This window comes from Devosia sp. GW821-FHT12F11, assembly GCF_058806655.1.
This window is the reverse complement of the sequence record NZ_JBXAPX010000001.1, coordinates 701,312-728,262: the sequence shown is the minus strand read 5'-3', so window position 1 is coordinate 728,262 and position 26,951 is coordinate 701,312. Positions and strand designations below refer to the sequence as shown.

Genomic DNA, 26,951 nt, shown 5'->3' with positions numbered 1-26,951 from the left:
CTACCAGTTCGTAACCGAACCGTCGCGGCGCTTCAGATGGGGCGCCTCCCAGAACTTGAAGCTGTCGGTGTCGAGCAGCTTTTCGTTGATTTCGATGCCGAGCCCCGGCGCGTCGGGCACCTGGAACACCGCGCCATCGAGCATCGGCATCTTGGGGAACAGCTCCGCCGTGGGCGTGCCGGCATAGAGGTCGGTGGCGTTGGCGCGCACTTCCAGCGCGAAGAAGTTCGGGGTCGCGGCGGAAAAGTGGATGGTCGCCGCGGTGCAGATCGGCCCCAGCGGGTTGTGCGGCATCAGGTCGACATAATGCGCCTCGGACCAGCCGGCCACCTTCATCGCCTCGGTGAAGCCGCCGACATTGCAGAGGTCGAGCCGGTTGTACTGATGGATGCCGCGTTCGATGTAGGGCAGGAACTGCCACTTGGACGAGAACTCCTCGCCAATGGCGAAGGGCACGTCGGTGAGCTTTCTCAAATTCTCGTAGGCCTCCGGCGTCTCGTCGCGGATCGGCTCCTCGAGGAAGTCGAGCGTGCCGGATGGCATCTTCTGGCAGAAGCTCGCGGTCTCGGCGACACTCAGCCGGTGGTGGTAGTCGATGCCCAGCACCACGTCTTCGCCCAGCGCCTCGCGCGCCCTGACGAGGAACTTCGCGGTCTTGCCGATCGACTCGCGTGGCTCGAAAATGCCCTGCGCATCGTTCCATTCGGCGGGGAAGAAGCGGATGGTGGACCAACCGCGCGCCATCAGCTTTTTCGCATCCTCGATGGTCTCGTCGCCGCTGATCGAGCCGGTCGAAGCAAAGGTCGGGATGAAATTGCGGTGCTTGCCGCCGAGCAGTTCATAGACCGGCACGCCGAGCGCCTTGCCCTTGATGTCGTAGAGCGCGATGTCGAGCGCCGACTGCGCCGCGGTGAGCACACGCCCGCCCTCGAAATACTGGCTGCGGTACATCTCCTGCCACAGCGCGCCGATCTGCATCGGGTCGCGCCCGACGAGGAACTGCGCATAGTGTTCGAGCGCCCCGACGACGGCCTTCTCGCGGCCACTGAGCCCGCTTTCGCCCCAGCCGAAAATGCCCGAGTCCGTCTCGATCTTGACGATCAGCTGGTTGCGATGGCCGACCCAGACCGGGTACGGCTTGATGGCGGTGATCTTCACTCTGGTCTCCTCACCAGCTGGTCATGCTGCCGTCTTCGAGACGAGCGATCGGCAGGTAAGCCTGCTTGTAGGGGTACTTGGCAGCGAGAGCTTCGTCGAAATCGACGCCGTGGCCCGGCACCTCGCCGGGCTGCAGGTAGCCACGATCATAGGACCAGGCGCACTTGAACACGTCGAACATCAACTCGGTGTAGCTGGCGAATTCCTGGATGCCGAAGTTCGGGATCGCCACGTCGACATGGATGTTGCAGCCCATGGCGATCGGCGACACATCCTGCGGGCCGTGGCAGGCTGACTTCACGTGGTAGATCGCCGCGAGATCGAAGATCTTCTTGATGCCGGTGACGCCGCCCGCATGGGTCGAGGTGACGCGGGCATAATCGATCAGCTGCTCGGTGATCAGCGTGTGGGTGTCGTAGATCGAGTTGAACACCTCGCCCACCGCCAAGGGTTGCGTGGTGTGCTGGCGGATGATGCGGAAGCCTTCCTGCAGCTCGGCCGGGATGGCGTCCTCGAGCCAGAACAGCCGGTAGGGCTCGAGGTCCTTGCCGAGGCGGGCGGCTTCGATCGGGGTCAGCCGGTGATGCACGTCATGCAACAGGTGCACGTCCCAGCCGGCCGCATCGCGGACCTTCTCGAACAGTTTCGGCACCAGCGGCAGGTATTTGTGCGTCGCCCAGACCTCCTCGTGCGGCACGATGGCGCCGCGCCCCTTCAGCGCCGCGGTATCGGTGGAATCGCCGGTGCCGTAGATCGGCGGCAGGCCGGGGATGGCGACCTGGGCGCGGATCGCCTCGACGCCGGTTTCCTTGATGGCGAGCACGCCCTCGACCACTTCGGAAATCTCGAGGCCGGAGGCGTGGCGGTAGACCATCACCTTGTCGCGCGAGCGGCCGCCGAGCAGCTGGTAGAGCGGCAGGCCGGCCACCTTGGCCTTGATGTCCCACAGCGCCATGTCGATGGCCGAGATCGCCGCCATGGTGATGGGGCCGCGACGCCAGTAGGCGCCCTTGTAGAGGTACTGCCAGATGTCCTCGGTGCGCAGCGGATCCATGCCGATGAGCGCCGGGGCGACGTGATCCTCGAGATAGCTCGCGACCGACAGCTCGCGGCCGTTCACCGTGCCGTCGCCAATGCCGTAGACGCCCTCGTCGGTGATGATCTTCACCGTGGTGAAGTTCCGCCCGGGCGAGCAGACGATAACCTTGATTTCCTTGATCTTCATTCGACGCGCCGCTCCAGGCTCGGTCAGGACCAGATGTTTCTCAGGACCGGATCTGCTCAAGACCAGGTGCGGTCCCAGGACATGTCGTCGTCCCACTGGTCGGTCGGCTGCCAGATGTCGGTGACGCCAGGCTGCAGGTGCTGCCGCAACAGCTCGTCGTTGAGGTCGTCGATGCCGAGGCCCGGTTTGTCGCTGAGCTCGATGAAGCCGTTCTTGACGATCGGACCATCAAAGCCGGTGACGATGTCATCCCACCACGGCACGTCGACCGAGTGATACTCGAGCGCGAGGAAATTCTCGGTGGCGGTGGCGATATGGGCCGCGGCAATCGCGGCGATCGGGCTCTCGGCCATATGGATGGCCATGGCGATGCCGTGGTCCTGCGCCGCGTCGCCGATCTTTTTGGTTTCGAGGATGCCGCCGGTGGTGAGGATATCGGGGTGGATGACCGAGATGCCGGCGTTGAACAGCGGCTCGAAGCCTTCCTTCAGATAGATATCCTCGCCGGTGCAGATCGGCACCGAGGTTGCTTCCTGCAGCCGGCGATAGCTCTCGGCATGCTGCCAGGGGATCACGTCCTCAAGCCAGGCCGGGGTGTATTTTTCGATGCGCTGGGCCAGGCGGATGCCGTCCTGCAGCGAGATATGGCCGAGATGATCGATGGCCAGCGGGATTTCCGGCCCGATCACCTCGCGCACTTCGGCGATATACTGCTCGAGCAGGTCGAGGCCCTTTTCGGAGAAGTGGAGGCCCGTGAACGGGTGCATGACGTTCTGCGCGTCGTAGACGAGGTTACGCGCCTTGCGCTGCTCGTTGTTGGACGCGCGAATGCTGCCGGCATGCTGTTGGAAGCCCTCGAGCACGCCCGCCGGCCCGACGACGGCGCCGGGGATATGGGCAATCTCCATCAGGCCGAGGTCCATCTTCAGGAAGGTGAACCCCTTGTCCATGCGCTCCTTCAAACGCTTGCCCATCTCGGTGCCGCTCGGCCGATCGGCGTCGGTGTCGCAATAGCAGCGCACCTTGTCGCGGAACTTGCCGCCCAGCATCTGGTAGATCGGCGCGCCATAGGCCTTGCCGGCGAGATCCCAGAGCGCGATCTCGATGGCCGAGACGCCGCCGCCCTGGCGGCCGTGACCGCCGAACTGCTTGATGCGGCGGAACAGCCGGTCGACGTCGCAGGGGTTCTCACCCAGCAGCCGGCTCTTCAGCATCAGCGCATAGGTGGCGCTGGCGCCGTCGCGGACTTCGCCGAGGCCGACAATGCCCTGGTTGGTGTAGATCTTCAGCAGCGCCGAGCGGAACGGTGCGCCGGTGATCTCGGCCACCCGGATGTCGGTGATCCTCAGGTCTGACGGGCGGGAGCTGGTGTTGACGCGATTAAGCGCGTCTTCGGCAGTATTCGAAGTCATTGGGGGTTAAGCCTCGGCTTGGAGCGGTCGCTACCCGGCCGCCCGATGGAAGGACAAATCGGCTGGCGGGCTATTGGAGCCTGAGCGCCATTTCGGTTTCGCCGTCGAACAGATGCATGCGGTCCTGATCGAACTCGAGGAACACCGGCTCGTCGGGGCGAAGCTGGAAGGTCGGGGCGACGCTGACATTGACCACGGCGCCGGAGACGAAGACCTGCGCGAAGGTGACGTCGCCGGTCGGCTCGACCGTGTAGACCTTGCCCGGTACCGAGCCCGGCACCTGAGACTTGTGCACTGTGATGGTCGAGTGCCGGCCGCCCAGCACCACCTTGCTGGATTTGGCGCTCAGCGCCTTCCGGCCATTGGCGTCGTTGAGCGGCATCTCCCAGCCCTCAGGGCTGGTCAGCACGACCTTGCCATCCTTCGATGCGGCGCTCAGCGGCACGAGGCTCATGGCGGGCGAGCCGACGAAGCTCGCGACGAACATGTTCACCGGGTTGGCGAAAACGTTGGCCGGGCTGTCATACTGCTGCAGGAAGCCGCCATTCATCACCGCCATCTTGTCGGACATGGTGACTGCCTCGAGCTGGTCGTGCGTCACGTAGATGATGGTGGCGTTGAGATCCTGGTGGAAGCGCTTGATCTCGGAGCGCATCTGCACGCGGAGCTTCGCGTCGAGGTTAGAGAGCGGCTCATCCATCAGGAAGGCGCGCGGTTCGCGCACCAGCGCCCGGCCGAGCGCCACGCGCTGCTGCTGGCCGCCTGAGAGTTCGCGCGGCTTGCGCTCGAGCAGGTGGACGATATCGAGGGTCTTGGCCGCCGCCTGAACGCGCTTGTCGATCTCCTCTTTGGAGAGTTTGCGCATCTGCAGCGGGAAGGCGAGGTTCTTGTAGACCGACTTCTGCGGATAGAGCGCGTAGTTCTGGAACACCATGGCGATGTCCCGGTCCTTCGGATCGAGGTCGGAGACGTCGCGGTCGCCGATGCTGATGGTGCCGCCCGACATCGGGATGAGGCCGGCGACGAGGTTGAGTGTCGTGGTCTTGCCGCAGCCGGACGGGCCGACCAGCGCGACGAACTCTCCGTCCTCGACGGTCAGCGACACGTGGTTCACGGCGTAGACGTCGCCGTAGTTCTTGACCACGTCCTTGAGGATCACCTGGGCCATAGGGGCTTCCTTGAGCTTTCCGTTGGAGCGAGATCAGGAAAAGTTGTGAGACTTTTCCAGTTCGATCTCGCGATAAAACAAAGACACTAGTGCTTCACGGCGCCCTCGGTCAGGGCGCGCACGAAGTAGCGTTGCAGGACGAGGAACAGCACCACGACGGGGATGCTCATCATGAAAGTGGCAGCCATCAGCCCCGGCCAGTCCGTCGCATTCTCCGAGAAGAAGCGCTGAATGCCGACCGGCAGGGTCATCTGATCGTGCCGGGTTAGGAAGGTGTAGGCGTAGATGTATTCGTTCCAGGCACCGATGAAGCTGTAGATCGAGGTGGCGATGATGCCGGGCGTCGAGAGCGGCATGACGATCAGGAGGAAGGCCTGGAAGCGCGTCGCGCCATCGATGCGGGCCGCCTGTTCGAGCTGCACCGGAATGTTGTCGTAGAACCCCTTGAGCAGCCAGATGGCGAGCGGCAGGCCGAAGGTCAGATAGGTGAGGATGAGCGAGCCGTGGGTGTTCACCAGCCCCAGCGCCTTCATCAGGATGAAGAGCGGCACGAGGAACACCACTGCCGGGAACATGTTCCTGAGCAGCACGGCAAAGAACAGGAAGTTGCGGCCGGGGAAGCGGAAGCGCGAGAAGGCGTAGGCCGCCGGCACCGCCACCACCACCGCGAGAATGGTGGTGAGGGTCGAGACCCAGATGCTGTTCCAGAAGTACTGGATGAAGTCGCGACCGACATTGCCGGAGGGGTCGACCAGCCGCCAGTAGTTCTCCAGCGTCGGCTCGGCCGGCCACCATTGCGGCGGATACTGCATCGCCGCAAAGCCGGTCTTCAGCGAGGTGATGAACATCCAGATCATCGGCATCACGGTGAAGCCGAGCAACAGGGCGAGGAAGATCCGCCCGCTCCAGCGCCAGCCACCGGCACCACGGCGCTTGGCGGCGCCGGCACTCATCTCCATCGCGGTCATGCTCCGGCCCTCGCGTCATCGCCCTTGGTCAATGCGCGGACGTAGAAGTAGCCGAGCACCATCATCACGAGGAACAGGATCACCGCATAGGCCGAGGCGACGCCCCAGCGCTGCCGCCCGAAGGCAAGCTGGTAGATGTGGGTGATCCAGATGTCCGACGAGCCGGCCGGGCCGCCGCCGGTCATGATCCAGGGGATGATGAAGGAGTTGAAATTCTGCACCGCCAGCAGCAGCAGGGTGACCATCGACACACCCTGCAGGTGCGGGAAGGTCACATGCCAGAAGCGCTGCCAGGGGCTCGCGCCGTCGACCTGCGCGGCGCGCAGCAGCGTGTCGGGCACCGTCTGCAGGCCCGCCATCAGCATGATCATGGCGAAGGAGAATTCCTTCCACACGTTCACGACGATCAGCGCGTAGAGCGAAGTATTGGTGTTGTCGATGAAGTTGATCGGCTTGTCGATCAGCCCGACCTGCGTGAGCATGGCGCTGATGGCGCCGAAATCGGAGTGATAGAGCCACTTCCAGACGTAAGACGCCGCCACCGCGCTCACCACCCACGGGATGAGCAGCAGTGCGCGCAGGACCCCGCGGCCGGCGAACTCGCGATGCAGCGCCAGCGCGGCGCCCAGCCCGATCATGAAGGCGAAGAAGGTGGAGAGTACCGTCCACAGCACCGTCTGCCAGGTGACCTTCCAGAACACCGGGCTGGTCAGGATGGTGACGTAGTTATCGAGGCCGTTGAACTGCTTGGCGCTGAGCGCCAAGCTCGCCGGGGTATTAAAGAAGCTCAGCTCGATGGTGTAGTAGATCGGATAGCCGATGACGATCAGCATCACGATGAGGGCGGGCGCGACATAGAGATAGTCGAAGCGGCTGTTCCACACCTTCTGGCTGAGGCCGACGCGCCGGGGCTCGGGTACGTCGCGAAAGATGGCTTGTCCCGGAACAGTGCTCACAGCGCATAACCCTGGTTGTGAAGGTGGGAGACCGGCGACGAAAGCCGCCGGTCGGAGAGTGCCTCAGCAGGCGATCAGATGCCGCCGCCGCCGTCGACGATCGCCTTCACCTTGGTGGCCGCATCATCGGCCGCCTGGTCGACGGTCATGTTGCCGGTGAGGGCGTTCTGCAGCATGTCCGGAACGATGATGTTCATGATTTCCGGAGCCTGCGGGATCACCGGGAACGGGATACCGTTGGGCAGCATCGAGGTGGTGACGTCGAGGAACTTGATGGTGTCGAGACGTTCCTTCATGGCGTCGGTCAGGAAGCCATTGATGTTACCAGGGTTGGAGCCGACCCAGGCAAGCCTGGTCGACCATTCCGGGCTGTCCCAGAAGCAGATCAGGGCCTTGACGGCCTGCTCGTCCACCTTGCCGCCCTGCACGAACTCGGGCTTGACGACATGGATGTTGGAGCCGCCGAACACCACGGCGCGCTTGCCGTCCGGACCGGTCGGGATCAGGCCGTAGCGCATGTTGGCGACCACTTCGTCGGCAACCGTCTTGTCGGTGCCGGTCGCCTTGGATGCGAGGTCGTTCATCTTGGCGTATTCGGCCGGATGAGCAATCATCATGCCGAGCTTGCCGGCGATGAACGGCGCCTGGTTTTCACCCTGCGTGTTGGTCAGCGCCGAGGTCGGGACCGACTTGTCGACGGCGTACATCTGGTAGGCAGCCTGCAGCGCCTGCTTGGAGCCGGCGTTGTTGATCCAGACGTCCTTGTAGCCCGGCTCGGCCGAAGCTTCGTCGAGTGCGCCGCCGCCGTATGCCCACAGCTGCGGCATGAAGCGGAACGGGGTGTTGCCGGCGTTCTGCTTGGCGACGAGGCCGTAGCCCGGGATGCCGAGCTTGTCGTGAATGGTCTTGGAATAGGCGACGACGTCGTCCCAGGTGGCCGGCGGATTTTCCGGATCGAGCCCGGCATCCTTGAACACCTTGGCGTTCCAGATCATCGCCATGGTTTCGTTGTTGGTCGGCAGGCCGTAGCTCACGCCCTCATAGGTCACCGACTTCAGTGCGCCGGGCCAGAAGTCCGCAGCGGTGTAGCCGACATCTTCCGGCTTCAGCGGCTGCAGGTAGCCCTTGGCGGCGAACTCGACGCCACCCAGGATCTGCAGGCGGATGACGGCCGGAGCCGAGTTGCCGAGCAGCGAGGTGCGGAACTTGTCGAGCAGTTCGTTGTAGGTGATCGACTGGACTTCGGTGGTGATGTTCGGATAGGCGGCCTTGAAGGCCTCCCAGAACGCCTTGTCCTGGTCGTGCGCGATCTGCGGATCGGCCTCGAACGGACCGGTGTACCAGTAGCTGACGGAACCGGTGTAGTCGTTCGGCACAACCGCGCCACAATCCTTGGCGGCGTCGAACTGCTTGGTGCCGGCGATCGACTTGACGTATTCCGGCGACCACTTCGACAGGTCCACGCTCTGGGCGTAGGACGCGGTCGTTGCCGTGGTCAGCATGGTGGCAGCGCTCAGCACCGCCATCGAAAGGCCAAGCAGACGCCGGCCGGTTTTCATATGCATTGAGAAATCCTCCTCCTCAAATCGGAGCCCCGCCCGGCCCATGGCCCCGGCAAAGCCCTTTACAGCGTGCGCTGTTCTCGCCTCGGGAACCGGGCTTGGCGCCGGTTTTTCCCAACTGGTATGGCAGACTTCCAGCAAAACTGGTGTATGTCAACATCACCTAAGTCGTACATTATTTTGCGCACTTTGCGTGCGAACGGGGCTTGGCTTGCTCAAAAAAGCTGCATAAACAGGACCAATGAGCGAGGCGACCGTCAAGTCGGACCAGCCCGAGGAGACCCTCGAGCAGCAGGCCTCCGTCTACGAGATGATCCGCGAGGACATCGTTTCGGGGCGGCTGGGGCCCAATGAGCGACTGAAGGTCGCAGACCTCGCCGAGCACTATCAGACCTCGACCAATCCGGTGCGCGAAGCGCTGCAGCAGTTGCGCGGCGAGGGGTTCGTCCTGATCGAGCCCAACCGCGGTGCGCGGGTACGGCCGATCGACGCCGATTTCGTGCGCGACATCATCGAGATCGAGATGCTGATCGAGCCGGCGCTGACCCGCTGGTTCGTGTCGATCGCGTCGGATGCCGATATCGTCGAGCTCGAGCGCATCCAGGCGGAAATCGAAGCGGTCAATTTCGAGGACCGGGTGGTGCACGGACTGCTCGACACCCGGTTCCACCAGTTCATCTACGACCGCCACTACAACCGCCACGCTGCCGAGTTGTGGTGGAAGCACCGCGAGATTCTGCGCGCCATCAGCCGGCGGTTCCCGACCTCGCTCAGCCGCCGAGTCTCGGTGCTGCGCGAGCATCGCGAACTGATCGAAGCCATCCGCGCGCAGGACGCCGACGCCGCCGCCGCGGTGGTGGCCCGCCACGTCGAGGGCTCGGGTCGTCACATTATCGAGCAGATGGGCGTGCTGCAGAGGACGCTGCGCCGATAAAGTTATTTGAGGGGCTGCCTCCCCGGCGGCCAGATTGGGAGACGCCTGCCGCCCGGCAGGCACGAGGAGTTATCATGAAGATCACCGACCTGCGCGTTGCCGTCATCGGCAAGCATCCGATCGTCCGCATCGTCACCGACGAGGGCATCTACGGCATCGGCGAGGTGGAACATACCAAGACCTACCTGAAGCCGTTCATCCTGCATTTCCGCGATGCGCTGATCGGCGAGGACCCGACCGACGTCGAGCGCTGCATGATGAAGATCCGCCAGCGCGGCAGCTTCAAGCCCTATGGCGCGGCGGTCTCGGTGATCGAGCATGCGCTGTGGGACATTGCCGGCAAGGCCGCAGGCGTTCCCGCCTACAAGCTGCTCGGCGGCAAGGTGCGCGACAAGGTGCGCGTCTATAACGGTTCGGTGCGCCGCAAGCGTTCGGGCGACCGGCCCGAGGATTTCGCCGCCGACGTCAAATGGATGGCCGAGCAGCCGCAGAACTTCTTCATGGTCAAGCAGGGCCTGAGCTTCCACTCCAGCCAGAAGGACAGCTACCCCGATTTCCACTACGGCCCGGTCGGCAAGAAGGCCGGCTACCACGGCGCCATGGACCAGGGGCAGATCTCCGAGCACGGCTTCAACTACCTGCTCGACTGCGTCATCGCGATGAAGGAAGCGCTGGGCGACAAGGTGAGCTTGGCGCTCGACTGCGGCCCCGGCTGGTTCCTCAACGACGCCATCAAGTTCGCCAATGCGGTCGAGAAGTACAACATCATGTGGCTCGAGGACATGCTCACCGGCGACTACGTGCCGTGGGTGAACCCGCAGGCCTACCGCGAGCTCACCAACTCGACCACCACGCCGATCCATACCGGCGAGCAGATTTACCTGCGCCACAACTTCAAGGAACTGATCGAGACCCAGGCGGTCCGCGTCGTCGGTCCGGATCCGGCCGATATCGGCGGCATTGCCGAGCTCAAGTGGGTGGCCGAACACGCCTATATGCACTCGATCATGATGGCGCCGCACGGCACCGCAAACGGCCTGCTCGGCCTCGGCGCGCTGATCAATGTCTGCGCCACACTGCCGGCCAATTACATCGCCTTCGAGTATCCGTCCGCTTCCGACGATTTCTGGAACGAGATCGTCACGGGCCTCCCCTCCGGCCCGATCGTCGTCGACAGCCATGTCGACCTCTTGCCGGGCCCGGGCCTCGGCCTCGACATCGATGCCAAGGCGGCAAAGCGCTACCTCAAGGAAGAGGACGCCGGCTTCTTCGACTGAGCGTCGTCGGTATGACGTTCGGGTCGGGCGGATGGTCACCGCCCGGCCCGTTGCATTTCCTGCGCCGTCTCGAGCCGCTTCGGCCGTGGCCGGATCGACGACCAGCGGGGGATCGCCACCGCCGCAACGCCGCGGCTGAGCGGTGCCGAAATGGTGGCGCTCAGGCCGCTTGCCGGCGCCGCGGTGCAGTCGGCTACACCCGCACCTTCGCCCGGGCGTAAGCGCTGGGCATGTCGTCGAACACGGTGCGCCCGCCATATTCGGGGGCCCGGCGCCGCTCCTCGGCGATGAACTCGTTAATGCTCGGGCCGGTGGCGCCGGCCTCGAGCTGGCGCGCCTGGCGATCGAGCCGCCTGATTGCGTCGAGTTCCTCATCGCGGCCGAGCCTGGCCTTGCCGACCGCCGATTTCAGCACCCGGATGGTCTCGTCGTAGACTTTCAACGGCACCGGGAACGGGTGCCCGTCCTTGCCGCCGTGCGCCATGGCGAAGCGGGCCGGATCGGCGAAGCGGTGCGGTGCGCCATGCACCACCTCGGCCACCTGGGCCAGCGCCCGCACGGTGCGCGCCCCGACCCCCGGCACCAGCAGCAGTTCGGTGAAATCGGTCGGCGCCCGATCGGCCGCCGCGGCGAGGCTGCCGTGCAGCCGGCGCAGCATCACGTCCTTGGGGCGGATGTCGTGGTGCTCCGGCATCACCAGATGCGGCAGCATCGGCTGGTCATCCTCAACCGGCACCGGCTCGGCGATCCCCTCGATCCGCCCGACCTCGCGCACGATGGCATCCGGCCCCATGCCACCGAGGATATCGACCTGCGAGCTGCGCGAGCGCGCCGCGCGGGCATCGGTCAGGTTGACGATCGTTCCCTGCGCTGCACCCTCGATCGCAGCGTGCGGTTGCTCGACAAAGCTCCTGAGGCCCGCAGAGCGCCAGTGATAACGCCGTGCCGTCTTGGCATCGCCCTTCATGCCTTGCTGCACCACCACCCAATGGCCGTCATCGGCGACGATGAAGCCGTGGAGATAGAGCTCGAACCCATCCTGCACCGCGGCGCTGTCGACCTTGGCCACCAGCCGGCTGGCTTTTGCCAAAGCGGCGCCATCGAAGCCGACGCGGTTGCCGATCGCCACCAGTTCGTCCGGGGTCTTGCGCGAGTGGCGCCCGCGCCCGCCGCAGACATGCAGGCCCAGTTCACGCTCCAGCGGCCGGAGGCCACCCTTCAGCGCACCGATAACGCTGGTGGTGATGCCGGAGGAGTGCCAATCCATCCCCATCACCGCACCGAACGACTGGAACCAGAACGGGTGCGCCAGCCGGCTCAACAGCTCGTCGCGGCCATATTCCATGACGATCGCCTGGCAGATCACCGCCCCGAGCCGCGCCATGCGCTCGCTCAGCCATTTCGGCACCCGCCCGCCATGTAATGGCAGATCGGCGCTCCCGCCTCGATTGGCCATGGGATGTTTCCTTGTTCGCGTGCGATTGTAGCATGGGAACAAAAGAGAAACAAACTGACTGCGGTCGCCATCTGGAGGTATCGGACCGTCTCTCAGAACTTCCCCGACAGCGTCACCTTCACCGCATGGGCCGATTGCGTGCTGCCGAACTGCCCCTGGTAGCCGAGATCGAGGGTCACGCCCGGCGCCAGCTCGGTGCCAAGCCCGGCCTCGAGCAGCAGAGCGGTATCACCGAACCTGGCCCCGCTCACGGTGAACGGGGTGCCGCCGGCAAAGCCATGCGTTGCGGTGGGTTGGTCGCCGGTGATGCGCTGCAGTGCGATGCTGCCGCGCGCCGCAACCACCAGGCCGTCACCGAGCACGACCTGGCGCGCTGCCTTGATACCGGCGGTCAGCACTGCCGCGCCGATATCGCCCGAAGCGCCACTCAGGGCCGCATCGCCGCCGCTCTCGCGGTAACTCCCGCCGGATTGCCCGATCAGCGCGGCGCGGGCGAACGGCGTCAGCGTTGTCTCGCCGAGTTCGAACGCATAACTGAGTTCACCGAACAGTTGCGCCGTCGTCGTGGCGTAATCCGTTGCGATCGTCTCGCTGAAGCCGGTGAAGCTCGGGGTGCGCGTCACCGACACCTGGTTCGCGGCCAAGGCCGCGCCGAACGCCAGCCGCACTTCGCCCAGCGCCGCGCCGCCATAGATGCCAAGTTGGTAGCTCGCCGCTTCGGCCCGCGAGTCCCGCTGGGACAGATCGACGGCAACGCCACCGATCCCGGCCAAAACCCCGAGCAAGACCTCGCGGCTCACCAACCCGTCGGCGCCGACCAGCAACCCGCCCGAACTGAAATCGAAGCTGGCGGCGTTGCCGTCGCCATCCACCGTACCGGCCCCGCCGTAGCCGCGAGCCCAGATGTTGCGGGCGCCGACCTGGCTCTCGGCAAGCGCTGCGAATGCGGCGTCGACCCGGTCGAAGGCGGCGTCACGCGGGTGCCGGCTGGCATCGGCCAGGGCGCGCAACAGCGAGGCATGCACCTCGCCCGAGAGGTCGTCGAAGGCCTCGAGCGCATCGGCGGCATTCAGCGGCACCACGGCGTCGAACAGCGGACTCGAGGGCAGTGCCTGCAGCGCCGTGGCGGTGGCGAGCTGGTTTGGCGTCTCGGCGATCGCGGGGAGGTTGGCGATCGCCGAAACGCGCAGCCACACCTCGCCGGGTGTGTCGTAGTCGAGCACGAACTGGAGGAAGGCGGAGTCGTCGACCACTCCCCCAAAGCCGCCGGCAACGCTGGCCGCGGTGAGCACCTTGTAGCCGCTGCCCACGGTGTAGACGCCCGGCGCGGTCAGGGCGCGAACGGTGCCGCCGCTGAGTGTCGCGACGCCCGATACGGCCATCACGCCGGTGGCGGCAGCGGGCGTCACCCCGACCTGCAGGACGCCGGTGCCGCCATTGGCGTAGGTGCCCGTGACATGCAGGGTGCCGGCGGTCAGGTCGATCATGCCGGCATTGTTCACCGCGCCGGCCAGCGTGCCGGTGCCCCTGACCGTCCCCAGCGCGCGGATATCGATGGCCGGGCTGGTGAGCGTACCCGCGACGGTCAACACCCCGGCCTGGATCTCGGCGCTGGTCGAAAAGCTGCCGGCGTCGTTCAGCGTCCAGGCGCTGCCCCGCATGGAAAGGGTCTCGAAGTTCTGGAATTTGGCGAGGCTCTCGCTGCCGACCCCCAGGAGGATCAGGTTGTCGGTACCGGTGCCGCCCTTTACCAGCCCGTTGAGCACCGAACCGCTGTCGAGCTGCAGCGTGCGGGTGCTGCTGCCGTTGAAGTTGATGGCGTTTACGGCACCGGTGATGGTACCCGAGTTGGTCACAGTGCCCGCCGCGTTGAGGTAGAGCCCGTCGCCCGCTGCCGACCTGATGGTGCCGGCGTTGAGGAAAGTGCCGCCGCCCGTCGCCTCTACCGCCTTGGAATTGGCGCTGCTGCCGGTCGATTCGATGGTACCGGCATTGGTGAAGGTCAGCACTCCGGTAGCGCTGGCATAGACGCCGTTGTAGCCGCCCTTGATCACGGCGCCGGCGTTGTTGGTGATGACGCTCGGCCCGCCCTGCACGAACACGCCGGTGGAAAAGCCGGTCAGCCGCGTGTTGATGATCGAGCCCGAGTTGATCACCGTGCGCTCCGTGCCCTGCCCGATCGATACGGCGTTGCCGGAACTGTTGCCGGTGATCACCCCGGTCGCTGTGTTGGTCACCGAGCCGCCGAACTGCAGCAGCACCAGATCGCCGCCGGCGACGAGCTGGGTGATGGTGCCGGAATTGACGACGACGCCCGGACCGACGCCGGGATTCCCGCCGCTGGGGAACTTGCCGATGCTGATGCCGCTGCTGGTGGCATTGATCGTGGCGCCCAGCTCATTGACCACGGTGCCGCCGCCGAGCAGCGTAATGGCATTGCCGCCGGTAACGAGGCCCCAATTGGTGACCATGGAGCCGGCGCCGTCGAGCTTGACCTGCCCGCTGACGGTGCCGTGGTTGCCAAGCGTCCAGGTGCCGGCGCCGCTTACCGTCGGCCCGCCCAGGGTCTTGCTGACCGAGACCCCGGAGAGAATATCCACGGTGGTGCCGGCATAGAGGTTGAGGTCCACCCCGGTGGTGGTGCTGGTGGAAATGTCGACATCGGCCGCCCACGCTGGCGCCAGTGCCAGGGCAAGCGCCAATTCGACCGCCACCGCGGCAACGAGCGCGCGCTGCCAAACCCTCGAGTACCCCATCGCCCGACTGCCCAACCCGACCAAGCGGATCGAACCTAGGAGGGCTGTCGCGACCGGCGTAGCTGGTCACTCGGGGCAGTCCGGGGCAACTCGGGGCGATGTCCTCAGATGGCCCGAGCCGTTCGCGGGATTGGCTCGGCTCGCTCAGCCGGCCACCAGTTGCGCCTCAGCGGTAAGGCGCCATCCATCCGAGCCCCGCGCTGGTCCCGGCCAGCGGGCGGTATTCGCAGCCGACCCAGCCGTCATAGCCGAGCCGGTCGAGTTCGCTGAGCACGAAGCTGTAGCTGATCTCGCCGGTGCCCGGCTCATGCCGGCCCGGCGTATCGGCGATCTGGATGTGACCGACACGGTGGCTGAGCCGCTCGTAGGTCGGGATCAGGTCACCCGCCGTCACCTGCTGGTGGTAGATGTCATACTGGATCAGGAGGTTGTCCGAGGCCACCGCATCGAGCACCCGCTCGGCATGACGCGCCGTCGTCAGGTAGAAGCCGGGGATATCGCGCGGGTTGATCGGCTCGATCAGCAGGGTCACGCCGGCCGCAGTGAAGCGTGGCGCAGCGTATTTGAGGTTGGCAACGAAGGTCGCCTCCAGCACGTCGCCCGCAACACCCTGCGGCGCGATCCCGGCGAGGCAGTTCACCTTGCTGCAGCCGAGCACCCGCGCGTAGCGGAGCGCGACCTCTACGCCAGCCCGAAACTCGTCGACCCGGTCGGGGTGGCAGGCAATACCGCGCTCGCCGCCGTCCCAATCGCCTGCAGGCATATTGAACAAGGCCTGCTCGAGGCCATGTCGTGTGATGAGCGTCGCCAGGTCCTCGGCTTCCGCCACGTAAGGGACGGCGTACTCCACCGCCCGAAATCCATCAGCCGCTGCGGCGCCGAAACGCTCGATGAACGGCAGCTCAGGATAGAGAAAGGAGAGGTTGGCGGAGAATTTCGGCACGGCACGGGGTCTCACTGGGGCCGGCGGACCCAACCATGCTTTGCGGATGGGCGTAAAGGCGGACCACTGAAGATCCGGTGCGAGCGGCCCCCCACAAGGGTGGGGGGCAGCCCGCGCCGGCGCTGGATAGCTTTCGGTGGGGGCCCCGAAGCCGTGAGAGCCGATCAGACCTTCACGCGGATCATCTGGTACGAGTAGGGCTGGAGCTTCACGCTCAGCACCTTGCCGTCGACCTTGGCGCCGGTGCCCTTCGACGGCGCGACGTTGGTCTGCTCGGTGGCCGTGTTCACGGCGCGCAGGTTCGCGTGGGTCATCACCTGGTGGTCGATCACCGTCGCGGCGCCAAAACCCTCGAGGCTCAGATCGACATCGATGGCTTCGGTGGCGTGGCGGTTCACTGCGAAGAAGCTGATGGTGCCATCCGCTTCGTTGTGGACGCCGGAGACGTCGACATAGCCGATATTATCGCCATGCTCGGCGTCATAGCCGGGGGTGTTGATCGCCAGCTGCAGCGTCGTGCCGCGGCCATAGACCGAGGCGAAATAGTACGGATAGTAGATCGTCTGCCGCCAGGCCTGCCCCTTCGGGTCGGTCATGATCGGCGCGATCACGTTCACCAGCTGGGCGATACAGGCGAGCTTCACCACGTCGGAACGGCGGATGAAGGTGTTGAGGATCAGGCCGACCTGCAGCACGTCCTCGAAGTTGTAGATGTCTTCGAGCAGGCGCGGCGCGTGCGGCCAGCCGTCATTGCCGTCGAGGATCTTCCGATCCTGCTTGTTGGAGTGGTACCAGACGTTCCACTCGTCGAAGCTGATATAGACGTTGTGCTTACTACGCTTCTTCGACTTCACGAAGTTGATGGTCGAGGCCACCGTGGCGATGTAGCGGTCGAGCTTTTCGTTGAGCGCCAGGTAGTTGGCGGTGTTCTTGGCCAGCACCTCAGCGGTGCCGCCTTCGGCCAGGGCGCGCTCGTTCTCGCGGTTGGCGAAGTACATGTGCAGGCTGATGTGGTCGACATTGTCGTAGGTGTGCTCGAGCACCTCGCGTTCCCAATCGGGATAGGTCGGCATGTTCGCATGCGACGAACCGCAGACGATCAGCTCGAGCTGCTTGTCGAAGGCACGCATGGTCTTGGCGACTTCGTTGGCGAGGCGGCCATACTCGTGGGCGGTCTTGTGACCGACCTGCCAAGGGCCGTCCATCTCGTTGCCGAGGCACCAGAGCTTGACGTTGAACGGATCGGCGCGACCGTTCTTCTTCCTGAGGTCGCCCCAGTACGAACCGGTCGGGCCGTTGACGTATTCGAGGAAGTTGCGGGCATCGTCGAGGCCGCGCGAACCGAGGTTGATGGCGAGCATCATCTCGGTGTCGACCAGGTCGCACCAGTCGGCGAATTCGTGCACGCCCACGGCGTTGCTGTCGGAGGTGTGCCAGGCGAGGTCGAGCCGGGTCGGCCGCTGCTCGCGGGGACCGACGCCATCTTCCCAGTTATAGGCCGAGACGAAGTTGCCGCCGGGATAGCGGACCATCGGCACCTTGAGCTCGCGCACCAGTTGGGCGACGTCGCCGCGCATGCCGTTCTTGTCGGCAGTGGCGTGGCCGGGCTCGTAGATGCCGGTATAGATGGCGCGCCCAAGATGCTCGAGGAAGGCCCCGTACACCCGGTCGTCGATCTTCGAGATGGTATAGTCCTTGTGCGCCGTGACCGTCGCCCGCATCCGCTCCTCCATGTCACCAGTTTTGGTGATTTATATCGCCTAGCTTGATATGGAACAGGTCGCAGCGCGTCAAGAGGTGCAAGCGAGCGGCGAATAGTGGAGCGGAAAGTTCCCGGTCCCTACTCGCCATTCGCTACTCGCTCCGCTTCACTCCGTCTCGATCCGGAGCACGATATCCTGGTCGTAGTTGCCGAAGCCGCGGCCGAAAATATTGATGCCGCCGGGGTGCTTGGCATCTTCCTTCACCCCGATCCTGAGCCGGATCGAGTGGTGGGTGTCGAGGTCGAGGTCCTTCAGCGAAACCGGCGAAATCTTCACGCCATCGACATAGGTGCCGCTGCCATTGACGCGGAAGCTCTTGAGCTTGCCGTACTGGCTGCCCTTCAGCTTCCACCAGTCCGGCGTATAGACGCCACGCTTGTCGCCGAAATCGCCGGGAGAGGTCCAGGTGCCGATATCCTGGCCGTTCACCCCGACGGTGATGTCACTTGGCCAATCAGCGCTGGTGCCGGGGACTTCCGAGCTCAGCTCGAAGCTGAACTCCATCGAGGTGATCTTCTGCTGCGCCAGCCGCGCATTGTTGGGGAACTGGTACTCGACATAGCCGCGGGTGAACCAGATCAGGCCGGTCTTCATGCGGTCAGGATCGAGGAAGGTATCGGGCACGTCGAGCAGCCCGATAATCCCCTCGGTGGAGCAGAGCCCGCAGGGCGCCGAGATTTCGCAGCTGGTGTAGAGCCCAAGCGGCATCGCCACCTCGATGGCATTGGCCTTCAAGGGGCGGATGTCCTCCTTGAACATTACCAGCACTTCATCGAACAGGCTGTGGCAGATCTTCTGGTTGCCCTTGCGGGCCTTCTGCGTCTCGGTGCGTACCAGCCCGGCTTCCACCAGGGTCTGCATGTTCGAGCTGACCGTCGATTGCGGCTGGCCGAGCTTGGCGGCGATATCGTTGACGTTCATCGCGCCCTGCACGTGCAGCAGCTTGAGGATGGCGACGCGCACCTCGGAGGCCAGCGCCTTGAGCACCTCCGGCCTCTCCTCAGGGTCGATGAGCAGGAAGTTGCGGCTCATGAATCGTGACGCTCCCAAACGCTGAACGGCGTTTGTATCAGGAAGTTCGGTACAGTCAAACGAGGCTCAGGCCAGTTGCCCCAGCAACTCGTGCCGCACGCGGTGCAACAGCGGCTCACCGCGAACGAAGCGTTCGACCTCGTCGACCACCAGCGTGCCGAGCCGTTCGCGCTCGCCGCCGATGGCGCCGGCGATATGCGGGGTCAGCAGCACGTTGGGCAGATCGTAGAGCGGCGAGTTCGCCGGCAGGACTTCCGGCTCGGTGACGTCGATCACCGCGTTGAGGCGGCCGGCGACCAGCTCGCGCAGCAGCGCATCCTGGTCGACAATGCTGCCGCGGGCGGTGTTGATGAAGGTCGCCCCGTCGCGCAGCAGCGCCAGCCGCCTCGCGTCGATCATGTGCCGGGTCGAGGGCAGCGCCGGGGCGTGCAGCGAGGCGACGTCCGAGCGGGCCATGAGTTCATCGAGCTCGACCAGTTCCACCCCCAGAGCCGCCGCCTGCTCTGGCGTAGTACTGGTCGAGGTCAGCAGCAGCTCGAAATCGTAGGGCGCCAGCAGCTCGATGGTTTTGAGCCCGATGCGCGAGGCGCCGATAATGCCGACGGTCTTGCGATAGTTGCCCAGGCCAGAGGCCATCAGCGGATGCGAACGCAGGTGTCGCCGCTCGCGCCGGTAGATGTCGCGGAACTGCAGCACGCCCTTGTTGGCAAACAGGATCGCCGCGACGGTGAACTCCGCCACCGGCACCGCATTGGCGGCCACCGCCGAAGTCACGGTGACGCGCTCCACCACCTCGGGCGCCATGAAGTACTTTATCGAGCCCGCCGAGTGGGCGATCAGCCGGAGTTTCGGCGCGGCCGCAAGGGTGGTCGCATCGAGCTGCGGCGGGCCCCAGCCGGTGACGAGGATTTCGGTCTCCGCCAGTATGGCTTTCGCATCAGGTGAGGTGAGCTCTAGCAGCGGCTCATGCCGCAGGATGTCGCAAAGGCCGGCCAGCCGCTGCAACTGCTCAGCGGCGAAGACGTGCTCGGTGAATTGCGGGTCGTAGGCGAAGGCGAGCTTCGGCTGCATCGGTTCACTCAATCGGTGTGGAAAACCTCGTCGATCGAGGCCCACCATTCGCCGTCCTTGCGGGTCTCGAGCGGCGACTGCATCGGCATGCAGACCGACCACCATTCCTGCGTCACCGGATCGGCCGCCATCGCGGCCATGTCGGCGGCGTAGTCAGTGCCGACATACTCGAAATAGGAGAACAGCAGGTTTTCCGGCTGCTTCAGGAAGATCGAGTAGTTGCGGATGTTGGAGTTCCTGATCTGCTTGAGCACATCCGGCCACACCGCGGCATGCACCCGCACATAGTCCGCCACCGCCTCGGGCTTCAGCCCCAGCACCGCCCCATAACGCTTCATTGTCTCGTTTCTCCCTTGCAACTCATTTGTCAGGCGCGCGGCCTCTCCCACCCACCGGTGTCATCCCAGCGAAAGCTGGGACCCATTGCTCCGCTGTCGCGGGCTGCGAGTTGGATCCCTGCTTTCGCAGGGATGACATCGAGTGTGAACGATATTTCTCGGCCAACTCGTGCCAGACGCTTATCCCCGCCGCTGCGAAATCTCCTGGCCGCAGGCGATCAGCAGCTGCAGAGCCGCATCGCAACCCGGGGCGGTCTTGACGTCCAGCCGCTCCGAATAGGGGCAGGTGAACACCGCCAGCACCCGGCCCATCGGCCCCAGGATCGGCACCGAGAGGTTGTTCACCCCGGCAATCTGCAGGCTCTGCATGTTCTCAAACCCCTGCTGGCGCACCCGGGTCAGCCGCTCTTCCAGCGCGGGCGTCAACTGCTCGGGCTGATCCTGCTCCTCCAGCATCAGCCGCCGCTCGTCCGCCGCAGCGAAGGCGAGCAGCACGTGGCCCGAGCCGGTGTTGATCAGGCTGATGCGCGAGCCCACCCGCACCGAGACGTTCCAGTAACCGGGCCCATCGACCTGCGCCGCCACCACCAGGTTGCCGCGGTCGTAAATGGCGAGATGGCAGGCCTGCTGCGCATCCCTCGCGAAGCGCCGCATTACCGGCATGGCCTGGCTCAACAGGCGCTGCAGCGGCGGACGGGCATGCGCCAGCTCGAACAGTTTCAGCGTTACCTCATAGCGATCCGCCGAGGTGCGGCGCACGAAGCCGCGGCGCACCAGCCGATCGAGCATGCGGTAGATTTCGTTGGGTGAGCGATCGAGCGCCTTGGCGATCTCGGCCTGGCTGAGGCTCTCCTCGGTCGCCGCCAGGAGTTCGAGGATATCCAACCCCTTGTCGAGGGCCGGGGCGCGGTACTTCTCCAGATCCTCGACCTGACCCACGCGCCTTCCTCCCTTCGGCGCAATTGACGCCGCAAACCTCACGTGCTTACTCACGAATAGTCTTTTCACATATGCACAACAAGCCGGATTCAGCCGGTGTGCGCATGCCAGCCTCGGGAGGAAGCCATGGCGCGGATCGCGCGGGTCGAAGTGCTGATGGTCGACCTCGTCCCCAAGGTGAAGCGGGTCGACGCCATCCAGTCCTTCGTGTCGCAGGAGACGCCGATCGTCCGCATCACCGATGCGGATGGCGTCACCGGCACCGGCTACAGCTATACCATCGGCACCGGCGGTCACTCGGTGATCGAATTGCTGAAGCGTACACTGGTCCCCGCCATTGTCGGCCGCGAGGCCAACGAGATCGAAAGGCTCTGGCGCGACCTGCTGTTTCTCACCCACGCCACCACCACCGGCGCCATCACCTCGATTGCGCTCGCCGCCATCGACACGGCTTTGTGGGACCTCAAGGCGCGCAAGCTCGGGTTGCCGCTCCATATCCTCGCCGGCGGGGCGCAGGACGCCATCCCGCTCTACACCACCGAAGGCGGCTGGCTGCATCTCGAAGAGACGGCGCTGATCGAAGACGCGCTCAGGGCCAAGGCTGATGGCTTCGGGGGCTGCAAGCTGAAGGTCGGCCGGCCGATCCATGAGGACGTGCGCCGCATTTCGGCGGTGCGCGAGGCGGTCGGTCCCGGCTTCGAGATCTTCACCGACGCCAACCAGCGCTTCAATGTCGACGAGGCGATCCGCCGGGCCCGCGCCTATGAGCCGCTCGATATCGGCTGGTTCGAGGAACCGCTGACCGCCGAGGACATTTCCGGCCACACCCGGCTCTCAGCGCACACCTCGATCCCCATCGCCATCGGCGAGAGCCTCTATTCGGCAATGCACTTCCGCGAGTATCTGGAGCGGCATGCCTGCTCGATCATCCAGGTCGATGTCGGCCGGGTCGGCGGCATCACCCCTTGGCTGAAGGTCGCGCATATGGCGGAAGCGTTCAACATCGCGGTCTGCCCGCACTTCCTGATGGAGCTGCATGTCGGGCTCTGCGCCGCCATCCCAAATGGCCGCTGGGTCGAATACATCCCGCAGCTAGACCAATTGACGACTGAACGGATGACCATCCGGGATGGTAAGGCCATCCCGTCTTCAAAACCGGGCCTGGGCATCGCCTGGGATTTCGACGCCATCGAGCGGATGACCGTCGAAGGCTCGCATTCGATCCATCTCTAGGAGATTTCCATGGCCGATATCAGCGGCAAGATCGTTCTCATTACCGCCGCGGCACAGGGCATCGGCCTCGCCTCGGTGCATGCCTTCGTCAAGGCCGGCGCCAAGGTGATCGCTACCGATATCAATGCTGCAAAGCTGAAAGAACTCGAGGGCACGCCCGGTGTCACCACGCGCGTACTCAACGTCTTGAGCACCGAAGAAGTGAACAAGGCGGTGGCCGAAATCGGCCGCATCGATATCCTGTTCAACTGCGCCGGCGTGGTGCAGTCGGGCACCGTGCTCGAAATGCCCGACCAGGACCTCGAATTCGCCTTCGACCTCAATGTCTGGGCGCAGATCCGCGCCATCAAGGCCGTGCTGCCGCAGATGCTGGAGCGCAGGGATGGCTGCATCATCAACATGGCGACCGTCGCCTCGTCGGTGACCGCGGTGCCGAACCGCGCCGCCTACACCATCTCGAAGGCGGCCGTGGTCGGGCTCACCAAGTCGATGGCCGCCGACTATACCGACAAGGGCATCCGGGTGAACGCCATCTGCCCGGGCACCGTGGAATCGCCGTCGCTGCATGAACGCTGGCACGCCACCGGCGATTTCGAAGCGGCCAAGAAGGCCTTCATCGCCCGCCAGCCGATCGGCCGCATCGGCCAGCCGGAGGAAGTCGCCGACCTCGCCGTCTACCTCGCCGGCGCCACCTACACCACCGGCCAGGTACAGATCATCGACGGCGGCTGGACGGCTTAAGGCGGGTCCGGTTCCAACCGTTGCCGCCGGTGGCTGTGGACCCCCACCCTTGATCCCTCCCCGCAAGGGGAGGGAGACGCAGGCTGCGATGTCGGTGTGTGGGTCTCCCTCCGCCTTGCGGGGAGGGGACAGGGTAGGGGTCAGCCCGCACCGGTGCGAGTCGGGGCCACCTGCCCCTCACCTAGTCCGCAAACCCCTGCGCCACCGGGGCTTTGCACACCCCTGCCGTTTCCAGCTGGTGGGCGATCCTCAGACATACATCCTCGCGCCACGGCGCGGCGATCACCTGGATGCCGAGCGGCAGGTCTTCGCCGTACTGCCACACCGGCACTGTCGCCACGGGCAGGCCGATGAACGAGATCGGCTGGGTGAAGATCCCCAGATTGGGCCGCACCGGCAGCTCGACGCCGCCGAACATCGCCGTCTTCTGGCCGAGCAGCGGCGCCTTCATCGGCGTTGCCGGGGCGAGGATGGCGTCGACCCCGTCGAACAGTTTCAGTACCCGATCACGGAACACCCGGCGCAGTTTCTGCGCCCGCTCGACCCAGACGCCGGGCAGCATGGCGCCGGCCAGCAAGCGGTCGCGCACCTCGGGGTCGAAATCGTCGGGACGTTCGCGCAAACGCTCAAGATGCAGCGTTGCCCCCTCGGCCATGGTGATAATGAAGGCGGCGGCGCGCGCCGCCTGCGCATCGGGCAGGGTGACGGTCTTGGTCGCCTCGAGCGCCTTCGCCACCTTCTGCACCTGAGCCTGCACTTCGGGTGCGCCGAGAAAGTAGTCGCCGGCGACGGCGATGCGCAGCCCGGGGATCGGATGCTTCAGCCGCGCCGAGGTCGGCTCGTTCACCCGCTTGGTCTGGGCCGGATCGGCCTCGTCGAACCCCTGCAGCGTGTCATAGGCCAGCGCCAGGTCGCGGGTCGAGCGGGCGAATGGGCCGAGATGATCGAGGCTCGAAACAAACGGAAAGCTATGCGCTCGGCTCAGCCGGCCGTAGGTCGGCTTCAGCCCGAACAGGCCGCAGAACGAGGCCGGCACGCGGATCGAGCCGTTGGTATCGGAGCCGAGGCTCAGCGGCACGAGGCCACCGGCCACCGCGGCCGCGGGCCCCGCAGACGAGCCGCCGGTCATCCGGTCGAGCGCGTGCGGGTTACGCGACGGGCCGTCATGGGCGTTCTCGCCGGTGAAGCCGTAGGCATACTCGTCCATGTTGAGGCCGCCGAGCAGCACGGCGCCGGCCGCCTCCAGGCGGGTCACCAGCGTCGCGTCGCGTTCTGCCGGCGGGTTGTCGCGGTTGATCTTCGAGCCGGCGCGGGTGGTGACGCCCTTGATGTCGTAGAGGTTCTTGACCGCGAACGGCACCCCGGCGAGCGGGCCGGGGTCCATGGCGTTGCGGATCTTGCTGTCGACCAGTTCAGCCTGCTCCAGCGCCCGTGCCGCCGTCACGTCGGTGAAGGCGCCCAGCATCGGGTTGTGCCGCTCGATCCGCTTGAGCGCCGCCTCGGTCACGGCGCGTGCCGTCACCTGGCCGCCCTTGACGGCCTCGGCAATTTCGACGGCGTCGGCGGTCGCCTTCATGCGCGATAGACCGGCGCCGGCTCGGCGTCGTCGTCGAGCTTGATCTGTTCGACCAGCGCCGCCATCTTCGAGGCGGTCTTCAAATTGAGCTTGATGCCGGCCCGGTGCTCGGGTGCGATGCGCAGCTGCAGCAACGGCGCCGCCGCATCGATCAGCGCATCGGCATCGAAGGGTTTGTAGGCCATGGCGCGTCATGCCTCGCATCGGCCAGCCGAATGCAGCCCCCTGCTCTCGTGTTACCAGCCGTAAATTACCCTCACACGACAGCGCCTTGCGCGGCAATCATCTTGATGGTCGGCGTGCCGACACGCGCGGCGACTGGTTTCATCGGAACTAACATGTTAGCCGTTGTTGCGAGGAAAACCGCCAGGAAAACCGGCAGCGAGGGAACAAACGTGAATCAGATCGATCTCAACGGGCAGGTGGCCGTGGTCACCGGCGGCGCCTCGGGCTTCGGCCTTGCCTGCGCCAAGCGCTTCATCGCCTCGGGCGCCAAGGTCAGCCTCTGGGACCGCGATGCCGAGGCATTGAAGGTGGCGACCGGGCTGCTCGGCGCCGGCGCATCGAGCCAGACAGTGGACATCACCGATTACGACGGGCTGGCTGCCGCGCATGCCGCAGTGGAGAAGGAGGTCGGTCCGGTCTCGATCCTGCTCAACTCGGCCGGCATTGCCGGCAAGAACGCGCCGCTCGACGAGTACGGGCTCGACGAATGGCGGCGCGTCATCGAGATCAACCTCAACGGCACCTTCTACGTCAACCGGGTAGTGATCCCCTCGATGAAGGCGCGCAACTATGGCCGCATCGTCAACATCTCATCGGTCGCCGGCAAGGAAGGCAATCCCAATGCCGCCGCCTATGCCGCCTCGAAGTCCGGCGTGCTCGGGCTGGTGAAAGCGCTCGGCAAGGAAGTCGCCAAGTACGACATCGCCGTCAACGCCATCACCCCGGCGGTCGCCAATACCGCCATCCTCAAGGAAGTGACCAAGGAGTTCATCGACTACATGCTGAGCCGCATCCCGCGCGGCCGCTTCCTCGAAGTGGAGGAGCTCGCCAACATGGTGGCCTGGCTGGTGAGCAAGGAGAACAGTTTTACCACCGCCTCGGTGTTCGATCTCTCGGGCGGCAGGACCACCTACTGATGACCATCCGGCACTGCGTGTTCGTGAAGTTCCGCGCCGACGTCACCGACAAAGAGAAACAGTCCATCTACGAGCAGCTCGCGGCGCTCGGCGTGCATCTCAAGATCGAGCGCATGAGCTACGGTCCGAACGTCTCGCCCGAGGGCCTGCACCAAGGTTTTGCCGATGGCTTCACCATGGATTTTGCGGACGCTGCCGCTCGTGACGCCTATCTCGCCGACGGCAAGCACAAGGAAGCAGGATCACGGTTGGTTGCGGCGCTCGAGGGCGGGGTGAAGGGCTTGCTGGTGTTCGATATCGAGGTTTGAACGTACTCCCCTCCCCCCGGCGCTACGCGTCCGCTAGGAGGGGTTGGGGGTGGTGAGGGACGCTCGGTGCTGACTGCACCACCCCCTCCCTCGATCCCTCCCCTCAAGGGGGAGGGAAGCAAGCAGCTCCGCTGTCTCCCGTGGCTCGCCTTATCCCCGCGACGCCGCAATCGTCTCCGCCAACAGCCCGCCCATGCGGCTTTCGGGCCGGCCGAGGTCGCGGACGATGGTCATGTGGTCGAGCTCGGGCAACGTGATCCGCTCGTAGTGGAGGCCGCGTCGCTCGGCGGCAAAGCAGAGGTCCTGCGCCTGGAGGTGAAACGGCTCGGTTTCGTTGTGGCCGACCGCCACCACCACCTCGGGACCGGCCAGTTGCTCGGCGCCGAGTGGCGAGTAGTTCGCGACCTCCTCGTCGGTCAGCGCCAGGCTGGGCTGCAGGTAGCTCTGGGTGATCGGCCTCAGATCATAGAGCCCGGACACCAGCAGCAGCGATCTTACCGGGATCCTGGGCGCATGCGCCTCGTGCGGGGCGCGCGCGGCGAGATAGCTGGCGAGGTGTCCGCCGGCCGAATGGCCGGAGGCGGAGAAGGCATGGGGATCGCCGCCGAAGCTCTCGGCATTCTGGACCAGCCAGCGGGCCGCCTGCCGCACCTCGTCCACCAGCTGCGCCATCCGCGCATTGGGGATCAGCGTGTACTCGACGATCGCCGCGATGGCGCCGTTGCGGGTGATGGTCTCGGCGGGAAAGGCGAACATTTCCTTGTCGTTCAAGAACCAGTAGCCACCATGGATGAACATGTGGATCGGCAGCGGCCCCTCGGCGTGCTCGGGGAAGAACAGGTCGAGCCGCTGCCGCGGGCCGTCGCCGTAGCTGAGGTCGAGCCGGCTCTTCAGTGTGGCGCGGGTGCGGGCGCTGGCGGCGAGGTTACCGTCCTTGATGGCCTCGAAGTCCGGCACCAGATTGGGAATGTCGAACGGGTCGATGGCGGTCAC

General features: G+C 65.2%; 24 protein-coding genes. 6 read left to right on the top strand and 18 right to left on the bottom strand.

Annotated features, from left to right (window positions below):
* From AC1ROK_RS03655 to AC1ROK_RS03625, 7 genes are all read right to left on the bottom strand, one after another.
* Positions 1-1,158, bottom strand: a complete 1,158-nt coding sequence (locus AC1ROK_RS03655; protein ID WP_492843918.1) for a mandelate racemase/muconate lactonizing enzyme family protein — start codon at positions 1,156-1,158, stop codon at positions 1-3.
* A gap of 10 nt (positions 1,159-1,168) precedes the next feature.
* Positions 1,169-2,383 carry a D-mannonate dehydratase ManD gene (gene manD / locus AC1ROK_RS03650; RefSeq protein WP_492843917.1) on the bottom strand — a complete coding sequence of 405 codons (1,215 nt, stop codon included), beginning with the start codon at positions 2,381-2,383 and terminating at the stop codon, positions 1,169-1,171.
* A 56-nt stretch (positions 2,384-2,439) separates the two neighbouring features.
* Positions 2,440-3,795, bottom strand: a complete 1,356-nt coding sequence (locus tag AC1ROK_RS03645; RefSeq protein ID WP_492843916.1) for a mandelate racemase/muconate lactonizing enzyme family protein — start codon at positions 3,793-3,795, stop codon at positions 2,440-2,442.
* A 70-nt stretch (positions 3,796-3,865) separates the two neighbouring features.
* Positions 3,866-4,963 carry an ABC transporter ATP-binding protein gene (locus AC1ROK_RS03640; protein ID WP_492843915.1) on the bottom strand — a complete coding sequence of 366 codons (1,098 nt, stop codon included), beginning with the start codon at positions 4,961-4,963 and terminating at the stop codon, positions 3,866-3,868.
* An 86-nt stretch (positions 4,964-5,049) separates the two neighbouring features.
* Positions 5,050-5,931: a carbohydrate ABC transporter permease gene (locus AC1ROK_RS03635; protein ID WP_492843913.1), complete on the bottom strand. Its 882-nt coding sequence runs from the start codon at positions 5,929-5,931 to the stop codon at positions 5,050-5,052.
* The gene (locus tag AC1ROK_RS03630; RefSeq protein WP_492843911.1) at positions 5,928-6,887 is read right to left on the bottom strand and encodes a carbohydrate ABC transporter permease; all 960 of its coding nucleotides are present in this window, start codon (positions 6,885-6,887) and stop codon (positions 5,928-5,930) included. The genes AC1ROK_RS03635 and AC1ROK_RS03630 overlap by 4 nt, the downstream gene beginning before the upstream one ends.
* Positions 6,888-6,961: 74 nt before the next feature.
* Positions 6,962-8,446: an extracellular solute-binding protein gene (locus tag AC1ROK_RS03625; RefSeq protein WP_492844675.1), complete on the bottom strand. Its 1,485-nt coding sequence runs from the start codon at positions 8,444-8,446 to the stop codon at positions 6,962-6,964.
* Between the two features lie 244 nt (positions 8,447-8,690).
* Here AC1ROK_RS03625 and AC1ROK_RS03620 point away from each other — a divergent pair, with 244 nt between their 5' ends.
* Both AC1ROK_RS03620 and AC1ROK_RS03615 read left to right on the top strand, forming a co-directional pair.
* Positions 8,691-9,383 (top strand): GntR family transcriptional regulator, encoded by a 693-nt coding sequence (locus AC1ROK_RS03620; RefSeq protein ID WP_492843909.1) that lies wholly within the window; start codon positions 8,691-8,693, stop codon positions 9,381-9,383.
* A 74-nt stretch (positions 9,384-9,457) separates the two neighbouring features.
* Positions 9,458-10,660, top strand: coding sequence for a mandelate racemase/muconate lactonizing enzyme family protein (locus AC1ROK_RS03615; RefSeq protein ID WP_492843907.1), 1,203 nt, complete (start codon positions 9,458-9,460; stop codon positions 10,658-10,660).
* A 193-nt stretch (positions 10,661-10,853) separates the two neighbouring features.
* Here the strand turns inward: AC1ROK_RS03615 and AC1ROK_RS03610 are convergent, their stop codons facing one another.
* From AC1ROK_RS03610 to AC1ROK_RS03575, 8 genes are all read right to left on the bottom strand, one after another.
* A complete protein-coding gene (locus tag AC1ROK_RS03610; RefSeq protein WP_492843905.1) occupies positions 10,854-12,116 on the bottom strand; it encodes a DUF763 domain-containing protein in 1,263 nt (420 codons plus the stop codon).
* Positions 12,117-12,208: 92 nt separating this feature from the next.
* Complete coding sequence (locus AC1ROK_RS03605) at positions 12,209-14,818, bottom strand: autotransporter outer membrane beta-barrel domain-containing protein (protein WP_492843903.1); 2,610 nt, start codon at positions 14,816-14,818, stop codon at positions 12,209-12,211.
* Between the two features lie 220 nt (positions 14,819-15,038).
* Complete coding sequence (gene hyi / locus AC1ROK_RS03600) at positions 15,039-15,815, bottom strand: hydroxypyruvate isomerase (protein WP_492843901.1); 777 nt, start codon at positions 15,813-15,815, stop codon at positions 15,039-15,041.
* A gap of 164 nt (positions 15,816-15,979) precedes the next feature.
* Positions 15,980-17,536, bottom strand: coding sequence for an arabinosylfuranosidase ArfA (arfA, locus tag AC1ROK_RS03595; protein ID WP_492843899.1), 1,557 nt, complete (start codon positions 17,534-17,536; stop codon positions 15,980-15,982).
* Positions 17,537-17,683: 147 nt separating this feature from the next.
* Positions 17,684-18,610: an ArsR/SmtB family transcription factor gene (locus AC1ROK_RS03590; RefSeq protein WP_492843897.1), complete on the bottom strand. Its 927-nt coding sequence runs from the start codon at positions 18,608-18,610 to the stop codon at positions 17,684-17,686.
* Positions 18,611-18,676: 66 nt separating this feature from the next.
* The gene (locus AC1ROK_RS03585; RefSeq protein ID WP_492843895.1) at positions 18,677-19,681 is read right to left on the bottom strand and encodes a hydroxyacid dehydrogenase; all 1,005 of its coding nucleotides are present in this window, start codon (positions 19,679-19,681) and stop codon (positions 18,677-18,679) included.
* Between the two features lie 8 nt (positions 19,682-19,689).
* Entirely contained in the window at positions 19,690-20,019 is a 330-nt protein-coding gene (locus AC1ROK_RS03580) for an L-rhamnose mutarotase (RefSeq protein WP_055994716.1), read from the bottom strand.
* 180 nt (positions 20,020-20,199) lie between these two features.
* Entirely contained in the window at positions 20,200-20,958 is a 759-nt protein-coding gene (locus AC1ROK_RS03575; RefSeq protein WP_492843893.1) for an IclR family transcriptional regulator, read from the bottom strand.
* A 126-nt stretch (positions 20,959-21,084) separates the two neighbouring features.
* Between AC1ROK_RS03575 and AC1ROK_RS03570 the strand changes: the two genes are divergently transcribed.
* The gene (locus AC1ROK_RS03570) at positions 21,085-22,191 is read left to right on the top strand and encodes a mandelate racemase/muconate lactonizing enzyme family protein (RefSeq protein ID WP_492843891.1); all 1,107 of its coding nucleotides are present in this window, start codon (positions 21,085-21,087) and stop codon (positions 22,189-22,191) included.
* A 9-nt stretch (positions 22,192-22,200) separates the two neighbouring features.
* Entirely contained in the window at positions 22,201-22,932 is a 732-nt protein-coding gene (locus AC1ROK_RS03565) for an SDR family oxidoreductase (protein ID WP_492843889.1), read from the top strand.
* A gap of 181 nt (positions 22,933-23,113) precedes the next feature.
* Here the strand turns inward: AC1ROK_RS03565 and AC1ROK_RS03560 are convergent, their stop codons facing one another.
* On the bottom strand, positions 23,114-24,508 hold the full coding sequence (locus AC1ROK_RS03560) for an AtzE family amidohydrolase (RefSeq protein ID WP_492843887.1): 1,395 nt from the start codon (positions 24,506-24,508) through the stop codon (positions 23,114-23,116).
* On the bottom strand, positions 24,505-24,693 hold the full coding sequence (locus AC1ROK_RS03555) for a DUF4089 domain-containing protein (RefSeq protein WP_055994705.1): 189 nt from the start codon (positions 24,691-24,693) through the stop codon (positions 24,505-24,507). The genes AC1ROK_RS03560 and AC1ROK_RS03555 overlap by 4 nt, the downstream gene beginning before the upstream one ends.
* 210 nt (positions 24,694-24,903) lie before the next feature.
* Between AC1ROK_RS03555 and AC1ROK_RS03550 the strand changes: the two genes are divergently transcribed.
* Positions 24,904-25,650 (top strand): SDR family NAD(P)-dependent oxidoreductase, encoded by a 747-nt coding sequence (locus AC1ROK_RS03550; protein ID WP_492843885.1) that lies wholly within the window; start codon positions 24,904-24,906, stop codon positions 25,648-25,650.
* Complete coding sequence (locus AC1ROK_RS03545) at positions 25,650-25,958, top strand: Dabb family protein (RefSeq protein WP_492843883.1); 309 nt, start codon at positions 25,650-25,652, stop codon at positions 25,956-25,958. Before AC1ROK_RS03550 ends, AC1ROK_RS03545 begins: the two co-directional genes overlap by 1 nt.
* Before the next feature lie 150 nt (positions 25,959-26,108).
* On the opposite strand, the gene AC1ROK_RS03540 is transcribed toward AC1ROK_RS03545, so the two are convergent.
* Positions 26,109-26,951 (bottom strand): alpha/beta hydrolase, encoded by an 843-nt coding sequence (locus tag AC1ROK_RS03540; protein ID WP_492843881.1) that lies wholly within the window; start codon positions 26,949-26,951, stop codon positions 26,109-26,111.